Annotated in this window: 12 protein-coding genes and 1 riboswitch; of the genes, 3 read left to right on the plus strand and 9 right to left on the minus strand. The window is 61.6% G+C overall.

The window, feature by feature from the left end:
* The first annotated feature begins 67 nt into the window (after nucleotides 1–67).
* Together V6L75_RS18345 and V6L75_RS18350 are read left to right on the plus strand one after the other, a co-directional pair.
* Nucleotides 68–1,213, plus strand: a complete 1,146-nt coding sequence (locus V6L75_RS18345; protein WP_334252931.1) for a protein phosphatase CheZ — start codon at nucleotides 68–70, stop codon at nucleotides 1,211–1,213.
* 323 nt (nucleotides 1,214–1,536) lie between these two features.
* Nucleotides 1,537–2,928, plus strand: a complete 1,392-nt coding sequence (locus tag V6L75_RS18350) for an NAD-dependent succinate-semialdehyde dehydrogenase (protein WP_334252932.1) — start codon at nucleotides 1,537–1,539, stop codon at nucleotides 2,926–2,928.
* 28 nt (nucleotides 2,929–2,956) lie between these two features.
* Here V6L75_RS18350 and V6L75_RS18355 read toward each other — a convergent pair whose 3' ends face one another.
* The 7 genes from V6L75_RS18355 to thiM form a co-directional block, all read right to left on the minus strand.
* On the minus strand, nucleotides 2,957–3,970 hold the full coding sequence (locus V6L75_RS18355) for a threonine ammonia-lyase (protein WP_334252933.1): 1,014 nt from the start codon (nucleotides 3,968–3,970) through the stop codon (nucleotides 2,957–2,959).
* 99 nt (nucleotides 3,971–4,069) lie between these two features.
* Nucleotides 4,070–5,110, minus strand: coding sequence for a glycosyltransferase family 4 protein (locus tag V6L75_RS18360; protein ID WP_334252934.1), 1,041 nt, complete (start codon nucleotides 5,108–5,110; stop codon nucleotides 4,070–4,072).
* The gene (locus tag V6L75_RS18365; protein ID WP_334252935.1) at nucleotides 5,107–5,910 is read right to left on the minus strand and encodes a UDP-2,3-diacylglucosamine diphosphatase; all 804 of its coding nucleotides are present in this window, start codon (nucleotides 5,908–5,910) and stop codon (nucleotides 5,107–5,109) included. The genes V6L75_RS18360 and V6L75_RS18365 overlap by 4 nt, the downstream gene beginning before the upstream one ends.
* A gap of 237 nt (nucleotides 5,911–6,147) precedes the next feature.
* Nucleotides 6,148–7,392: an OmpP1/FadL family transporter gene (locus V6L75_RS18370; RefSeq protein ID WP_334252936.1), complete on the minus strand. Its 1,245-nt coding sequence runs from the start codon at nucleotides 7,390–7,392 to the stop codon at nucleotides 6,148–6,150.
* Between the two features lie 533 nt (nucleotides 7,393–7,925).
* A complete protein-coding gene (locus V6L75_RS18375) occupies nucleotides 7,926–9,035 on the minus strand; it encodes a TRAP transporter substrate-binding protein (protein ID WP_334252937.1) in 1,110 nt (369 codons plus the stop codon).
* Nucleotides 9,025–9,843 (minus strand): bifunctional hydroxymethylpyrimidine kinase/phosphomethylpyrimidine kinase, encoded by an 819-nt coding sequence (thiD, locus tag V6L75_RS18380; protein WP_334252938.1) that lies wholly within the window; start codon nucleotides 9,841–9,843, stop codon nucleotides 9,025–9,027. Before thiD ends, V6L75_RS18375 begins: the two co-directional genes overlap by 11 nt.
* Before the next feature lie 30 nt (nucleotides 9,844–9,873).
* Nucleotides 9,874–10,680: a hydroxyethylthiazole kinase gene (thiM, locus tag V6L75_RS18385; protein ID WP_334252939.1), complete on the minus strand. Its 807-nt coding sequence runs from the start codon at nucleotides 10,678–10,680 to the stop codon at nucleotides 9,874–9,876.
* Nucleotides 10,669–10,778, minus strand: a riboswitch (TPP riboswitch). (Overlaps the previous gene by 12 nt.)
* Nucleotides 10,779–10,902: 124 nt before the next feature.
* On the opposite strand from thiM, the gene V6L75_RS18390 reads away from it, so the two are divergent.
* Nucleotides 10,903–11,139 (plus strand): Lrp/AsnC ligand binding domain-containing protein, encoded by a 237-nt coding sequence (locus tag V6L75_RS18390; RefSeq protein ID WP_334252940.1) that lies wholly within the window; start codon nucleotides 10,903–10,905, stop codon nucleotides 11,137–11,139.
* Between the two features lie 51 nt (nucleotides 11,140–11,190).
* Here the strand turns inward: V6L75_RS18390 and V6L75_RS18395 are convergent, their stop codons facing one another.
* Both V6L75_RS18395 and V6L75_RS18400 read right to left on the minus strand, forming a co-directional pair.
* On the minus strand, nucleotides 11,191–12,237 hold the full coding sequence (locus V6L75_RS18395; RefSeq protein ID WP_334252941.1) for a DMT family transporter: 1,047 nt from the start codon (nucleotides 12,235–12,237) through the stop codon (nucleotides 11,191–11,193).
* A 256-nt stretch (nucleotides 12,238–12,493) separates the two neighbouring features.
* A complete protein-coding gene (locus V6L75_RS18400; RefSeq protein ID WP_334252942.1) occupies nucleotides 12,494–14,797 on the minus strand; it encodes a xanthine dehydrogenase family protein molybdopterin-binding subunit in 2,304 nt (767 codons plus the stop codon).
* Nucleotides 14,798–14,811 lie beyond the last annotated feature (14 nt).

Genomic DNA, 14,811 nt, shown 5'->3' on the forward strand with positions numbered 1-14,811 from the left:
GCTGCATGAGTTGGAGGAACATTCGAATCGAATGTCCGCTGCAGCGATAGGACGCCGAGACGATACGATGGCAGAAACCGAACCGCCAGTCCTGATACCGGAGCATGAGTATCACACACTGGAGCAGACCCTTTCGGAATCGGATCGCGGCCGCCGCTTTCTGTCCGAATATCTGCGCCGCCACCGCAGCTCCGAGACAAACTCCATTCTTGATGCCATTGCCCGGCTTGAGAAAATGATGCGCCGGGAACGCAGCGTTCCCGATCTCAACCGCATCCGCCTCGATATTGCCGACATGCATGAAGCAATCGAACGCACCAAGCGTGAGATTTCCAACATCAAGAAGGAAGATGAGGAAAGCAACCGTTTCACGGATGCCTCTCACGAACTTGATGCGATCATCACGCAGACGGAAGGTGCGACTCAGGACATCCTGAACGCAGCCGAAAAGATCCAGGAATATGCCTGGACCTTGCGCGAGCATGGCGCAGACGAAGCGGTGTGCGACGATATCGATGCCAAGGCCACCGAAATCTTCATGGCCTGCTCCTTCCAGGATCTCACCGGCCAGCGCACCCAGAAGGTGGTGCATGTCCTGCGCTACCTCGAAAGCCGCATCAACCTGATGATCGGTATTTGGGGCATTGAGGATGTGGAAGCGGACGATACCGCCGGCCCAGTCGACACCCGCCCGGATGCGCATCTTCTCAATGGCCCTCAGCTTGCCGGCAAGGGTGTCAGCCAGTCCTTCGTTGATGACATGATGGGAGATGGCGCTGCGGCTCAGAACAGCGGCTTCTTCAGCGTCGAATTTGCCGGCGAAACCGCTGCTCCGGCAGCAGCAGCGGCACCCGCTCCGGCGCCGCAGCCCGCAGCAAGGCCCGCTGCGGCTCCGGCCAAGGCAGCGGCTCCTGCCCCTGCACCGGTTGCAACCAGCGATGACCATGACATGGATCAGCTGGATGCTGCCACCATCGACGCCATCTTCGAGCAGACGGACGAGACGTTTGCCGGAGAAGCGGGCTTTGATGACCCGGAACAGGAAATGGGCGAGGACGATATCGCCAAGCTGTTCGACATGGGCGGCGGTGATGAAGCCCTGGCAGAAGAGACCCAGGCAGATGCAGAGTGGGAGGCCGCCGAGGAATTCTCCGAGGATGAAGATCCGCTTGCCATGCTGACCGAAAGCGAGCGTCAGGCCCTGTTCAGCTGAAACAGAAACCCTGACAGACAGAATAAGGCGCGCAGCAGCCTCTCGAGCCCCCGGCCTAACCCGGGGGCTCTTTCATTTCAGGCACCTCCGCACAAATGCTTAATTGATCCGTATCAAAGCCCGCCGCCCCTGTATTCCCTTAGATTTTTTTCAAGCGCAACATTCAGGCAGCCATGTGCAGCATGTTCCTCCCAAATATGCTGCAAGCATGTTTAAAAAAATAACGTTCAGACAATCGAAAAGGTACATGCATACCTGACAGCTGCCTCCAGTCGAAGATTGCGCCCCAGAAATTCGAATTCATTTTTTCTTGGAGAGACAGCATGGCCTACAAGACGCAAAACCCTTACACGGGTGAAGTGCTGAAAACATTTCCAGAGGCAACGGATGCAGAAGTCTCGGTTGCCATCGGCAAGGCACATGAAGCCTTTCTTGGCTGGCGGACGCTTTCCTTCGCAGCCCGTGGCAAGATCCTGCAGCAGGCGGCAGATCTTCTGCGCGCAAGCGTTGACGACTACGCCCGGCTGCTGACGCTTGAAATGGGCAAACTCTTCACCGAGGCCAAGGCGGAAGTCGAACTGTCGGCAAAGATCTTCGAATATTACGTCCGGAACACCGAACGCCTGCTGCAGCCGGAGAAGCTGGAGGTCGCCGATCCGGCCGAAGGCGAGGCCATGCTCGTCTGTGAGCCTCTTGGCGTGCTGCTTGCAATCGAGCCATGGAACTTCCCGTATTACCAGATCACCCGCATCATCGCGCCGCAACTGTCTGCCGGGAACACCATCCTGCTGAAACACGCGTCCAACGTTCCCCAGAGCGCTGCTGCCTTCGAGCGCCTGATGCGGGAAGCGGGCCTGCCGGAGGGCGCCTTTACCAATCTCTATGCAACCCGTTCGCAGGTGGAAATGATCATCAACGACCCGCGCGTCCATGGCGTCGCCCTGACCGGCTCGGAAGGTGCAGGCGCCATTGTCGCTGCGCAGGCAGGCAAGGCGCTGAAGAAGTCCACCATGGAGCTGGGTGGCGCGGATGCCTTCGTCGTGCTGGCCGATGCCGACCTTGAAAAGACCGTCCGCTGGGCCGTCTTCGGACGCCACTGGAACGGCGGTCAGGTCTGCGTGTCATCCAAGCGCATGATCATTGTGGACGAGATCTACGACGAATTTCTGGCCCGCTACCGCGAAGGCGTCGCAGCCCTGAAAGCGGGCGACCCTTTCGACGCGCAGACGACGCTCGCGCCCTTGTCCTCGCAAGGTGCAGCTGATGAAATCAGGGAGAAGGTGAAGGAGGCCATCGCACATGGCGCCAAGGCGGAAGAGGTTGGCCCGCCGGTTCCCAATCAGGGTGCCTTCGTGCAGCCGGTGATCCTGACGGACATCGGCGAGGACAACCCGGCCCGCTATTGGGAGTTCTTCGGCCCCGTTTCCATGATCTTCCGTGCCCGGGACGAAGCGGATGCAATCCGCATTGCCAACGATTCCCCCTTCGGTCTCGGCGGCTCGGTCTTCACCCGTGACACCGCACATGGCGTGGAAGTGGCCCGGCAGATTGCCACCGGCATGGTCTACATCAACCACCCGACCAAGGTAGAAGCGGACCTGCCCTTCGGCGGCATCGGCCGCTCCGGCTATGGCCGCGAGCTCCTCGGCCTCGGGCTCAAGGAATTCGTGAACCACAAGCTGATCGGCGTCGTGGACATCGACGCCCGCTTCTGAGACCCAAAATGCAGAGAGCCCCGGCAGTTCAGTTGCTGCCGGGGATCTTACCTGGAAGTAAGCTGCAGACAGTCAGCGCCGTTTCCAGCGTTTCCGGATCAATGTTACCGCCGGAGAGGATTGCCACCACTGGGCCGTTTCCGGCAGGCATCTTGCGGAAAAGCACCGAGGCAAGGGCCACCGCTCCGCCCGGCTCCACGACCAGCTTGAGCTCGCGGAAGGCAAAGGCAACAGCGGCCAGCGCTTCGTCATCGCTCACCACCAGCCCGCGTGCCTTGCGCCGGGTCAGAACCTCGAAGGAGAGTTCTCCCGGGCTTTCGGTTAGGATCGCATCGCAGACCGAGCCCGAGCCGCTGGCATTGACCTCGCGGCGGCCACTGGCGAGCGAGCGGGCATAGTCGTCAAAGCCGGCCGGCTCGCAGGTGTAGACCACAGCCTCCGGCAGCCCTTCCTCCAACCCCAGCGCCACACCGCTGGTGAGCCCGCCGCCACCCGTGCAGGCTGCGACCGCTTCGATATCAAGGCCGAGCGCTGCCGACTGGCGGACGATCTCAAGGCCAATGGTCCCCTGTCCAGCAATGACACCCCTGTCGTCGTAAGGATGCACAAAGGTAGCGCCGTTTTCCTCGCAGATGGCCTTGGCGATGGCGATCCGGTCTTCGACGCCCCGCTTGTAGGTCACGACCCGCGCGCCCATCTCGGCCGTGCGCTTCAGCTTGATGGCAGGGGCATCCTCCGGCATGACGATGACGGCAGGCATGCCGAGAATGCGCGCCGCCTCGGCCACGCCTTGCGCATGATTGCCCGAAGAGCAAGCCACCACGCCAGCCGCCCGCTCCCCTTCCGGGATCTGCGACAACCGGTTGAACGCACCACGGAACTTGAAAGAGCCCGTGCGCTGGAGATTTTCGGGCTTCAACCAGACCTTCCGCCCGGCTGCGTCATCCAGCACCTTGAAAGACAGGAGCGGGGTTTCAAAAGCGTGCCCTCGCAGCTGCTCCGCTGCGGCCTTTACATCATCAAGCGAGAGGGTGCCATTCATGGCCAGTCTCCGGAATAGTGGCTTTCCGAAGACCTACCAACGCCATGCGTGCCCGGCAACGAAAGGCTTGTCACCGTGGCAATTCACGTTGGCACCGGATCAGGCGGCCTGCGGCTGCGGCTCTGCAGGAAGCCCATAGGCGGCGATGGCGTTGTCGAGGAACTGGCGGGAACTGGCCTCCCAGCTGAAGCCAAGAGCCATCTGGCGGCAATAGCTGCGGGGTATGTCGAGCGCGGCAAGGGCAGCGGCCCTCAGGTCCTCATCCAGCACCCCGGCCCCGCTATCGCCGATCACATCCAGCGGCCCCATGACCGGATAGGCCGCCACAGGAACGCCGCAGGCCAGCGCCTCCAGCAGCACATTGCCGAACGTATCCGTCAGCGAAGGAAACACGAACACATCCGCCGAAGCATAGGTCCGTGCCAGATCCTCACCCGTTTTCGGCCCGGTAAAGAGCACGTCCGGGTAGGCCCTGCGCATGGATTCGAGCTGCGGGCCGCCGCCTACAACCACCTTGCTGCCGGGAAGATCCAGCTCGAGGAAGGCCTCGATGTTCTTCTCCACCGCCACCCGGCCCACATTCATGAAGATGGGGCGCGGGAGATCCGCTGGCAGGACGGAGCCCTCGTAGGGGCGGAAAAGATCGGCATCCACACCGCGCGACCAGCGCATCAGATGGGTAAAACCACGCGCGGCCAGATCCTTCTCCAGACTGCCGGTAGCCACCATGCAGCCCTGCCCGGCATTGTGGAAGCGCCGCAGCCACCTGTAGGTGACAGACACGGGCACCGGAAGGCGCGCCGCCAGATATTCCGGAAAGCGCGTGTGGTAACTCGTCGTGAAGACCTTGCCCTGCTTCAACGCCACGGAACGGGCCATGAGACCCAGAGGGCCTTCGGTGGCAATGTGCAGGTGATCACAGGCGAACCGGTCCATGATCGCCGCCACACGCGTCCGCGTTGTCAGGGACAGGCGGATCTCCGGATAGGTCGGGCATGGCAGGGTACGGAAAAGCTGCGGCGTCAGGAACTCAACGCGCAGACCCATGCGCAGCAACTGGTTGGCAGTCAGTTCCAGAGAACGGACTACACCATTGATCTGCGGATGCCAGGCGTCTGTGACGATGAGAATGGATGTCATGCCGCGACGGACCGCTCCCCCATCCCCTGCTCCGCCTGCTGTTCGGCTGGACGCTGCACCCATCTGATAACCTCGAACGTTCCGTCGTGATGCTCGGCAACCGCCGTGCAGCTTTCGACCCAGTCACCGGTGTTGATGTAGTGGATGCCGTCGATATCGTGGCTGGCGGCATGGTGGATGTGGCCGCAGATGACCCCGTGAACGCCCTTGCGGCGGGCTTCGTCGGACAAGGCATCCTCGAAGCGGCCAATGAAATTCACGGCGTTCTTCACCTTCAGCTTTGCCCAGGCAGAGAGCGACCAGTAAGTCAGACCCAGGCGGCGGCGCATGAGGTTGAAGCCGGTATTCAGAGCCAGCGCGGTCACATAGGCCTTGTCACCGAAGAAGGCGAGCCACTTGGCGTGACGGATGACCACATCAAACTGGTCGCCGTGGATGACCAGGTACTCGCGCCCGTCGGCTGCCGTATGCACGACACTGTCCGCTACTTCCACACCGCCGAAATGAGTGCCGAGGAAATCGCGCAGGAATTCGTCATGGTTGCCGGGAATGTAGAAGATGCGCGCGCCCTTGCGGGCCTTGCGCAGGATCTTCTGGATCACGTCGTTATGCGCCTGCGGCCAGTACCAGCTGCGCTTCAGCCGCCAACCGTCAACAATGTCGCCGACCAGATACACGGTCTCGGCATCATTGTACTTCAGGAAGTCGAGCAGAAGATCTGCCTGACATCCGCGCGTTCCAAGATGAACATCTGAAATGAACAAGGCCCGGTAATGCCGGCCTTCCTGCAGAGCTGTCATGTCTGGCGCTCCCGATTACCTTTGCCCCCCTTAGACGCGATTCAGGTATCAGGATTATGACAGCAAAGTTTTTCACAAGCATACTGCAGGATTTACGTCGAATTTTAGTATTCAGAAAAAGGTATTTACGCGCAAATACGACAGTTTGGTGAATGATCGGGACAGCCATTTGTGTCACAAAAGGAAACGGCCGGCACCGTGGGGCACCGGCCGCAAACCTTGCACCTGAGAAACAACTCAGAAGCGGTAGCGCATGGCCGCACTCACGATGTTGACCGATGAGTCGACATCGCCGGAGAGAACCACACCAGCGAAATCCTGATGTCCCGGGACGATGGCAAGCTTGGTGTCCCGGCCAATGATGTGGGTGTAGCCGAGGTCGAAGGCCAAATTGTCCAGAACCTTGTAGCTCGCACCCGCGCTCAGCCAGATCCGGTCATTGTCCGGCAGACGGGCGGAACGGATATTGTCGTTAATCGGAGACCATTCGTAGGCAGCACCAGCACGAACGGTGAGGTTCTGATTGATGTCGTATTCCGCGCCAAGAGCCGCAAACCAGCCGTCGTCGTAGTTGAATTTCAGCGTGGTCAGAGTTGCTCCATTGGCCTGAAGCGTGACCTTGGGCGACTTCAACCGGCTCCAGTTCGCCCACTCCACCGTTCCCAGGACACGGAAGCTGTCAGTGATCCGCTGCTTGGCCGACAATGTGACGGTTTCAGGCGTGATCAGCGAGGCATAAATCGGGGTCGACGCAACCGACGTGATTGTACCGTCAAGGTCATGTGCCACGCCAGAGCGGTAGCCCAGACCAAATTCGGTGCCTGCAAAGGGCTTGTAGATCACACCGGCGGTGACGCCGACGCCAATGTTGTCACCTTCAAGCGTCGTGACTGGCGGCGTAGTAGAAGCATTCGTGGCTGTCCTCAGCCGCACGCTGAAATACTGAACCTGCACGCCCGCACCGAAGGCGAGCTGATCATTCACCTTGTAGCCGACCATCGGGTTGGCGTTGATCGAGAACACCTTCGAGCCGGCGTTATAGGTCTGGCCGGCCCAGGGCATACCACCCTCAGGCTTCGTGGACAGACCGAAGGGCGCATTCACGGCAAGGCCGAAATACACCTGATCATTGACATTGTAAGCGGTATAGCTGGAGCCGATCCAGGCATCAGAGCCGATGTCGCCGCCGTTGCCATAGGCGCGCAACGTCGAGGTCGAATCGAGATTAATCTCTGCCTTGGGCGCAATCAGCGCATGGTGGGACTCGGTGGTGATGCCCAGGCCTGCGCCCGTGATGGCGGCCGGGTTCCAGAACATCGACGAAATCGACGGACCGGTCGTTGCATTACCGGCGAAGGACATACCCTGATAGTAGGCGCTCTGTTCACGCAGCGCGAAACCGCCCGCATAAGCCTGACCAGCAACAGAGATCATCCCGATGGCGGTGGTGCACAGAGCCAGCGTTCTGCTGATACGAATCATGTTGCTCAAACCCTCCCAAGCATTTCTCAAAGCCCTGCCAGCTTTGCTCCTCAGGAAAGACGATCTTTCAATTTCGTAGATCTTTCAATCCGGAAACACGCCGCGATGAAATGCCACTCACGCATGCTGCAGCGCACCAAATATACTGTCCGCCCCACATTCCCCTAGGGAATGTGGGGCATGACCGTCGAAAATATGTCATATTCCGGTCAGATTGACACAGGGCGGAAACAGCAGGAGAGGTATGCTTAAAAAATAGGCACCTATCACGCGATTTCACGCTGGCGAGTTTTCAAGACCTGCGTTGCAGGAAAGTCACATTCCCCTCCGCCCGGCCGGGCAGAAAATGGCTCAATCCACCCGATTCGAGCCACTTCCTGTGTACAACGGGTTCTTTTGCGCGCCGGATCCGGAATGCGGAAGGTGGCCCTCATACCAATGCTCGATGAGCTTCACTCATCGCGCATTGGTTAAGCCCGCGCGATGCTGGAGCATTTTCGAGGCGTGATGCGTCAGCGTGGAAAGCCTTGGTATCAGGCCTTGTCGCCGTCGCGCGCGGCAAGGAACCGCTGTACAGAGACCCGGCTCCACGGCGCAAGCCGCGCCTGCGCCTTGCTGTAGCTGGCGTGGATGCGCGCTGTGAGCTCGTCCTTGGCTGCAAGCTCCCCCAGCACCACCGCTGTTTCGCGGCGCAGCGCGTCCAGCACGTCTTCAGGGTAGAAGCGCAGCAGCACCCCCTCCTCCTTCTGCAGGCTCTCAAGGCTGCCTGCATTCATCCATTCGCTTTCGGCCAGTGACCTGCCATTCTCGGCCTTGCAGGCCTCCAGGACGATGGTCCTGAGATCTTCCGGCAGCCCTTCCAGCGCAGTCCTGTTGAACAGCGCCTCGCCGGTGCCGTTCGGCTCGTGAAAGCCCGGGGCATAGTAGAACTTGGCCACCTTCTGGAAGCCCATCGCCTGATCGCTCCACGGGCCCAGAAACTCGGTTGCGTCGATGAGGCCGGATTGCAGCGCCGGGAATATCTCCCCCGGCGGCAGGGCGACTGGTGTTGCACCCAATCGGCGCATGACCTCGCCGCCCAGACCCGGCATGCGGATTTTCAGCCCGGCGAGATCATCGAGCGTATTGATTTCCTTGCGGAACCAGCCGCCCATTTGTACGCCGGTGTTGCCCGCCATCACCGGCTTGATTCCGAACGGGGCGTAAAGCTCGTCCCACAGCGCCTGCCCGCCGCCCTGCTCGATCCAGGTGATGTGCTCAAGCGGCAGAAGACCGAAGGGAATGGCCGTAAACCAGACAGCAGCAGGCATCTTGCCCTGCCAGAAGAAGGAGGCCGTGTGCGCCACCTGTGCCGTACCGGCAGACACGGCATCGAACACGCCGAGCGGCGGCACCAGTTCGCCGGCAGCAAAGAGCCGCACCCGCATACGCCCGCCCGACATTCTCTCGATCCGGTCGCAGATCGTCTGGGCGGTCGTTCCCGGCCCCGGCAGGTTCTTCTGCCAGGAAGTCACCATCTTCCACTCGATCACGGCCTCGCCCGTATTGGCGAGCGCGGGCGCGGCCAGCAGAGAAGCGGCACTGGCCGCACCAAGCTTGAGGGCCTGACGGCGCGAGGCGGACGGCTTGATCTCAGTTGACATCGCTTGTCTCCCAGAGCGCGTGGAAATGATGCACGGGCCCATGGCCTTCACCGATCTTGAGGTTGTCAGCAGCCCGGATGGCATGGGTCACATAGAGCTTCGCTCCGGCCACCGCATCGGGCAGCGGAAGCCCTTTGGCAAGGCCCGCGGCAATCGCGGACGACAGGGTGCAACCGGTGCCGTGGCTGTTGCGCGTAGCATGGCGGGGGGCGGTGAACCACTGTTCGCGTCCGTCGCGGGTCAACAGCAGATCCTCGCTCTCCGGCCCCTCCCCGTGGCCGCCCTTCAGCAGCACGGACCTTGCGCCCAGATCCAGCAGCGCCTGCGCCTGCGTGCGCATGGCTTCCCGGCCCTGTGCAATTTCCGTATTCAGCATGCGGGCGGCTTCCGGCAGGTTCGGCGTGATCAGCTGCGCGCGCGGCAGCAGTTCCGCAATCAGCACGGAGACCGCTTCCGGCACCAGCAGCGGATCACCGGAGGCTGCGACCATCACAGGATCGAGCACCACATTGGACGCCTCATGCGCATCCAGCCCTTCGGCCACGGCACAGATGACATCCGGGCGTGACAGCATGCCGATCTTGATGGCATTGACCTTGAGATCGGACAGCACCGCATCCATCTGCGCCCGCACGAAGGCAGGGGGAACGTCGTGAATGGCACTGACGCCGAGCGTATTCTGTGCCGTCAGTGCGCTCAGCACGCTGGCACCATAGACACCGAGCGCCGAGAAGGTCTTGAGATCAGCCTGAATGCCGGCTCCACCGCCGGAATCCGAGCCTGCGATGGTCAGGGCAATGGCAGTCATGATTCCTCCTGAAAATGAACGGGCTGCGGCTCAGGCAAGCCGCAAGTGGGCGCGAATCTGCGCCGCTTCAAGCCCATAAAGGGCATCCAGAAACGCGGGAACGAAACTGCCTGGCCCGGTCGAATGTCCGGCGGCAATTTCCCCTGCGATCGCCATGATGGACAGCGCCGCAGCCGCAGCCACCACCGGGTCCGGCTCCACGGCAAGCGCAGCCGCAGCCACCGCCCCGGCTGCACAGCCAGTCGCCGTCACCCGGCCCATCAGCGGATGCCCATTGGCAAGGCGAAGGCTCTGAATGCCGCTGCTGATGTCATCCACAGCACCGGTCATTGCAACGGGAAGCCCCAGCTGGCCGGAAAGTTCCAGAACAGACGCACCGCCGCCCAGCGCGGCAAGCTCCCCGGCATTGATTTTCAGCAGTGAAGGCTTCAGAGCCAGAAGGCGCCGGGCCTCGGTCAGGCGCGGGGGAGAACGGTCGGCAAAGACGGGATCCAGCACCCAGGGCTTGCCTTCGCCAGCTGCGATGCTGATAGCCCTGCTCGCTGCTTCCTTCCGCGCGTCGTCCAGCGTGCCGAGGTTGACCAGCAGCGCCTGCGCAGAAGCCGTGAAGAAGGGTACTTCCTCCGGCGAGATCGTCATCGACGGAATGGCGCCCAACGCCAGCAGAACATTGGCGGTGAAGGCCTGAGCCACAGCGTTGGTGAGGCAATGCACACGGGGTGCGAATACCCGGATCTTGTCCAGTACCTCCGCCGTGCGCGAGGCCAGGTGATCCGCAGTGATGGTAGAAATGGCCGCTGCATCAGCTGCGCCGCGTGCCGTTTGACCGCTCATCATCCCAAATCCCTCCGCCGGTACAAGCCGGATCAGGTTCAAGGAGTTGGCACCATCGCCTCTCAGCCCGGCGCATCCGGCGGGCACCCCCATGAGACGGCAAACAGCTACCAAGCCCGTTCCGCCTTGGCAAGCATGCTCTGCTGGCGGCAATAAAGCGCAGCGATTGACTGGCGGCGGCGGATCGGCCATGTCCTGTCACAGGATAGCCCTCAGGAGCACGCCATGAAGCCCTTCTTCATCATGATCAAATGCCACCTCGGCGAGACCTACAAGGTCGCCAATGCCATTGCGGATGCCGAGATCGCTTCGGAAATCTACTCAACGAGCGGCGACTATGACCTGCTGGTGAAGGTCTATATCGAGGATGGCGAGGACATCGGCCACTTCGTCAATGAGAAGCTGCATTGCATGGAAGGCATCCGCGACACCCGCACCATCATTACCTTCAAGGCATTCTGAGGCACTATTCAGCCTGCGCCGGGCGATGAAAGCCGGGGCGCAGGCTGAAGATCAGGGCCGCAGCGGCGAGGAGGCCTTGCGCGCCCGGCTGTCATCCTTGCCCAGCGCCCGTTCGCGGTAGATGACGAAGAGGCCTGCCGCCACCACGATCAGCGCACCGGCCACCACCTGCCACACCGGAATATCGCCAAAGATCGCCCAGCTGAGCAGCACCGCCCAGAGCAGGTTTGCATAATCGAAGGGGGCGATAGTCGACGCATCAGCGTAGCGGTAGCTCTCGGTCATGACGATCTGGCCAACGCCGCCCGCAAGACCGACGAAGACAAGCAGCCCTGCCGTTTTCGCATCCGGAATGACCCAGGCATAGCCGGGGAAGATCCAGCCAAACGGAACGGTTGCCAGCGAAATCAGCGAGGCACAGCCGGAGAACCAGATGACAATGGTACTGGTCCGCTCTGTCTCGCAGAGCTTGCGCACGAAGATCATCGCCATGGCCGTGCAGAAGGCGCCTGCAGCCGCAGCTGCCGCGCCGAACCAGGCATCCCCGCTCATCTCCGTGCCGCCCATATGCGGAGACAGGATGACGACAATGCCAAGGAACCCGATGACGACGGCCGTCCAGCGGTAGACACGCACCGTCTCACCAAGGAAGAAAAAGGCCAGAACCACCGTGAACAGCGGCGCGGCAAAGCCGATGGCCGTTGAATCTGCAAGGGGCAGATATTTCAGCGATGTGAAGGCAAACAGCATGGCCGCAATGCCCGCCATGGCACGCCCCACATGGCCAAGCGGCTGGCGGGTATGAAGAGAGCTGGTCAGCTCACCGCGCAGCGCCACCAGAAGCAGCACCGGGAACATGCCAAAGAAATTGCGGGCAAAGACAATCTCGCCAATTGGCACGCTCTCTGTGGTGATCTTCAGAGCGACAGCCATGCAGGCGAAGGTGAAGGTGGAGCACAGCTTCAGAGCGATGCCCAGCACGGGTTTCTGTGAGGTGAGAACGGCGGCTTGCGGCGGGACCTGCGCGCCCTCTCCGGAGGCCAATGCACGGTTCTCCGCCTCATCCTCGTCAGGGGCGTTCGTCTCCCTCATGGCCATATGATCGTCCAAAGGTCCGGCGCAGGGGCGGGCATGAAGAAGCTGGGCGCCGGGCCAAGCTCAACTCAAATCTGCTGATAGCGCAGCAACTTCGCCGTGCGTATCATGCATGCTACTGTATACAAGGGTAGCAAACCGGTATCAAAATTCCAGACCATATTGCCGCAGCATACAGAATTTTACGCTGCTGGCCGGAGAAGGCGTCAGTGAGGGGACAGCGCAGTCAGCCGCGCCGCCCCCTCTTCGCATTTCGTTCTTAAGCGCGGGCGGCCTGAATGGCCTGCCAGACCCGGTGCGGCGTGGCGGGCATATCGATATGCTCCACCCCTGCCCCATCACGCAAAGCCATCTGTAGGGCATTCATCACGGCTGCGCAGCCGCCGATGGTCCCGGCCTCGCCTGCCCCCTTGATGCCCAGCGCATTGGTGGTGGACGGCACGTTCTTCGTCTCGAAATGGATATCCGGCAGATCGGATGCCCGGATCAGGCGGTAGTCGAGCAGCGAGGCCGTCAGCAGCTGTCCATCGGCATCGAACACCGTTTCCTCGCACAAGGCCTGACTGATTGCCTGCACCGTGCCGCCGATGACCTGACCGGCAAGCAGAACCGGGTTCACCGTGACGCCGAAATCATCCACGATTGTGTAGTTCAGCAGCTCGACATCACCCGTTTCCGGGTCGACCTCCAGCTCGCAGACATGCGTGCCATTGGGATAGGTCGCTTCCGCCTGCTTCACCTCTTCCTGACCGGCGAGCTTTTCACCGGCAGCAGCCGCAACAGCGGCCAGCGATACGGACCGGTCGGTGCCAACGACGCGGACTTCACCGTCCACCAGCTCCAGATCGTCAATGCCGGTTTCCAGCTGATCGGCGGCCTTTTCCTTGATCTTGCGGACAAGGCTCTTCGAGGCTTCGAGCACAGACGGCAGGCCGAGCGGAATGGAGCGGGAGCCGCCCGTGCCACCGCCCTTGCGCACCCGGTCGGTATCGCCCTGGATCACCTCGATCTGGCCGATATCAAGCCCAAGCTGTTCGGCAATCACCTGCGAATAAGACGTGGCATGCCCCTGACCATTGGTCTGTGTGCCAATCAGCAGCGTCACCGTGCCATTGCCGTTCAGTTCCACCGTCGCCTCTTCCCCGCCGGGGAAGGCGCAGGCCTCGATGTAGCTGCAAAGGCCGATGCCGCGGTACTTGCCGCGCGCAGCACTTTCCGCCTGCCGGGCGGCAAAGCCGTTCCAGTCCGCCACTTCCAGCGCCTTGTCCATGTGCCCGGCAAAATCACCGGTGTCATACATGCGGCCCGTCGCCGTGGTGTAGGGCAGCGCGCTGGAAGGCACAAAGTTGCGGCGGCGGATTTCCGCCGTCCCAAGGCCTGTCTCAAGCCCAGCCTTCTCGATCAGCCGCTCGATCAGATAAGCAGCTTCCGGACGCCCCGCGCCGCGATAGGCGTCAGTCGGCACCGTGTGGGTATAGACGCCGGTGGCCGTAACGAACAGCGCCGGAACATCATAGAGCCCCGTGGACATGGAGGTGCCGACGAAGGGGATGAAGGGGCCATACTGATGCAGATAGGCCCCCATGGCAGCCAGAACATTGATGCGAAGGCCGAGAATGCGGCCATCGGCATCCAGCGCCAGGTCTGCGGTGGTGATGTTGTCGCGGCCATGCGCGTCGGTGACGAAGTGGTCCATGCGGTCGCCGGTCCACTTCACCGGACGGCGCAGTTTCTCCGCAGCGAAGAGGCACAGCGGATATTCCCGGTAGACGAACATCTTGGTGCCGAAGCCGCCGCCCACTTCCGGGGTGATAATGCGCAGGCGCGCCGGATCGATGCCAAGGATATCCTTGGCGATGATATCCCGCTGGCCATGGCCGCCCTGCGTGCCTGCCGTCAGCGTGTAGCGGCCCGTGTCCGCATCATATTCGGCAAGGCAGGCGCGCGGCTCCATGTAATTGGCCACGAGGCGGTTGTTGACGAGGCGGATGGAGGTGACATGCGAGGCCTTGCGGAAAGCCTCTTCGGTCTTTGCCTCATCACCATGGCCGAGGCGGAAGGCCTTGTTGGAGCCATGCTCCGGCCAGACCAGCGTTGCCCCGTCCCGAACGGCTTCCTCGATATCGACGATCACGTCGAGCGGTTCATAGTCCACCTCGATCAGCTCAGCCGCGGACTTTGCCGCGTTGACGCTGTCGGCCACCACGAAGGCAATCGCATCACCAACGTGGCGGACAGTATCGGTGCAGAGCACGGGCCGCACCGGGCACCAGTGCATGGTGCCATCCAGCTGCTTCATCACCGCCTTCACCGGCATCGGCTTCATGCCGTCCAGGTCAGCCCCGGTCAGCACCATAGCCACGCCCGGATGGGCGCGGGCCTCTTCCAGCCCAGAAAGAGAAATCCGGGCATGGGCCATGGAAGAGCGCAGCACATAGGCATGCAGGGTGCCCTCGGGGGCAAAGTCGTCCGTGTAGCGGCCGGTGCCGGTGATCAGGGTAGCATCTTCCTTGCGGCGGACCGGGGCACCGATCCCGAATTTCTTCGGCGTCATCTGGTTCATCTGGAAACGGCCTC

This window comes from Pannonibacter anstelovis (assembly GCF_036881715.1).
Lineage (GTDB): Bacteria > Pseudomonadota > Alphaproteobacteria > Rhizobiales > Stappiaceae > Pannonibacter > Pannonibacter anstelovis.

Coding starts and splice junctions, on each gene's coding strand:
- V6L75_RS18345 (WP_334252931.1), top strand. CDS start 68: ATGGCAGAAACCGAACCGCCAGTCCTGATACCGGAGCATGAGTATCAC.
- V6L75_RS18350 (WP_334252932.1), top strand. CDS start 1,537: ATGGCCTACAAGACGCAAAACCCTTACACGGGTGAAGTGCTGAAAACA.
- V6L75_RS18355 (WP_334252933.1), bottom strand. CDS start 3,970: ATGAATGGCACCCTCTCGCTTGATGATGTAAAGGCCGCAGCGGAGCAG.
- V6L75_RS18360 (WP_334252934.1), bottom strand. CDS start 5,110: ATGACATCCATTCTCATCGTCACAGACGCCTGGCATCCGCAGATCAAT.
- V6L75_RS18365 (WP_334252935.1), bottom strand. CDS start 5,910: ATGACAGCTCTGCAGGAAGGCCGGCATTACCGGGCCTTGTTCATTTCA.
- V6L75_RS18370 (WP_334252936.1), bottom strand. CDS start 7,392: ATGATTCGTATCAGCAGAACGCTGGCTCTGTGCACCACCGCCATCGGG.
- V6L75_RS18375 (WP_334252937.1), bottom strand. CDS start 9,035: ATGTCAACTGAGATCAAGCCGTCCGCCTCGCGCCGTCAGGCCCTCAAG.
- thiD (WP_334252938.1), bottom strand. CDS start 9,843: ATGACTGCCATTGCCCTGACCATCGCAGGCTCGGATTCCGGCGGTGGA.
- thiM (WP_334252939.1), bottom strand. CDS start 10,680: ATGATGAGCGGTCAAACGGCACGCGGCGCAGCTGATGCAGCGGCCATT.
- V6L75_RS18390 (WP_334252940.1), top strand. CDS start 10,903: ATGAAGCCCTTCTTCATCATGATCAAATGCCACCTCGGCGAGACCTAC.
- V6L75_RS18395 (WP_334252941.1), bottom strand. CDS start 12,237: ATGGCCATGAGGGAGACGAACGCCCCTGACGAGGATGAGGCGGAGAAC.
- V6L75_RS18400 (WP_334252942.1), bottom strand. CDS start 14,797: ATGAACCAGATGACGCCGAAGAAATTCGGGATCGGTGCCCCGGTCCGC.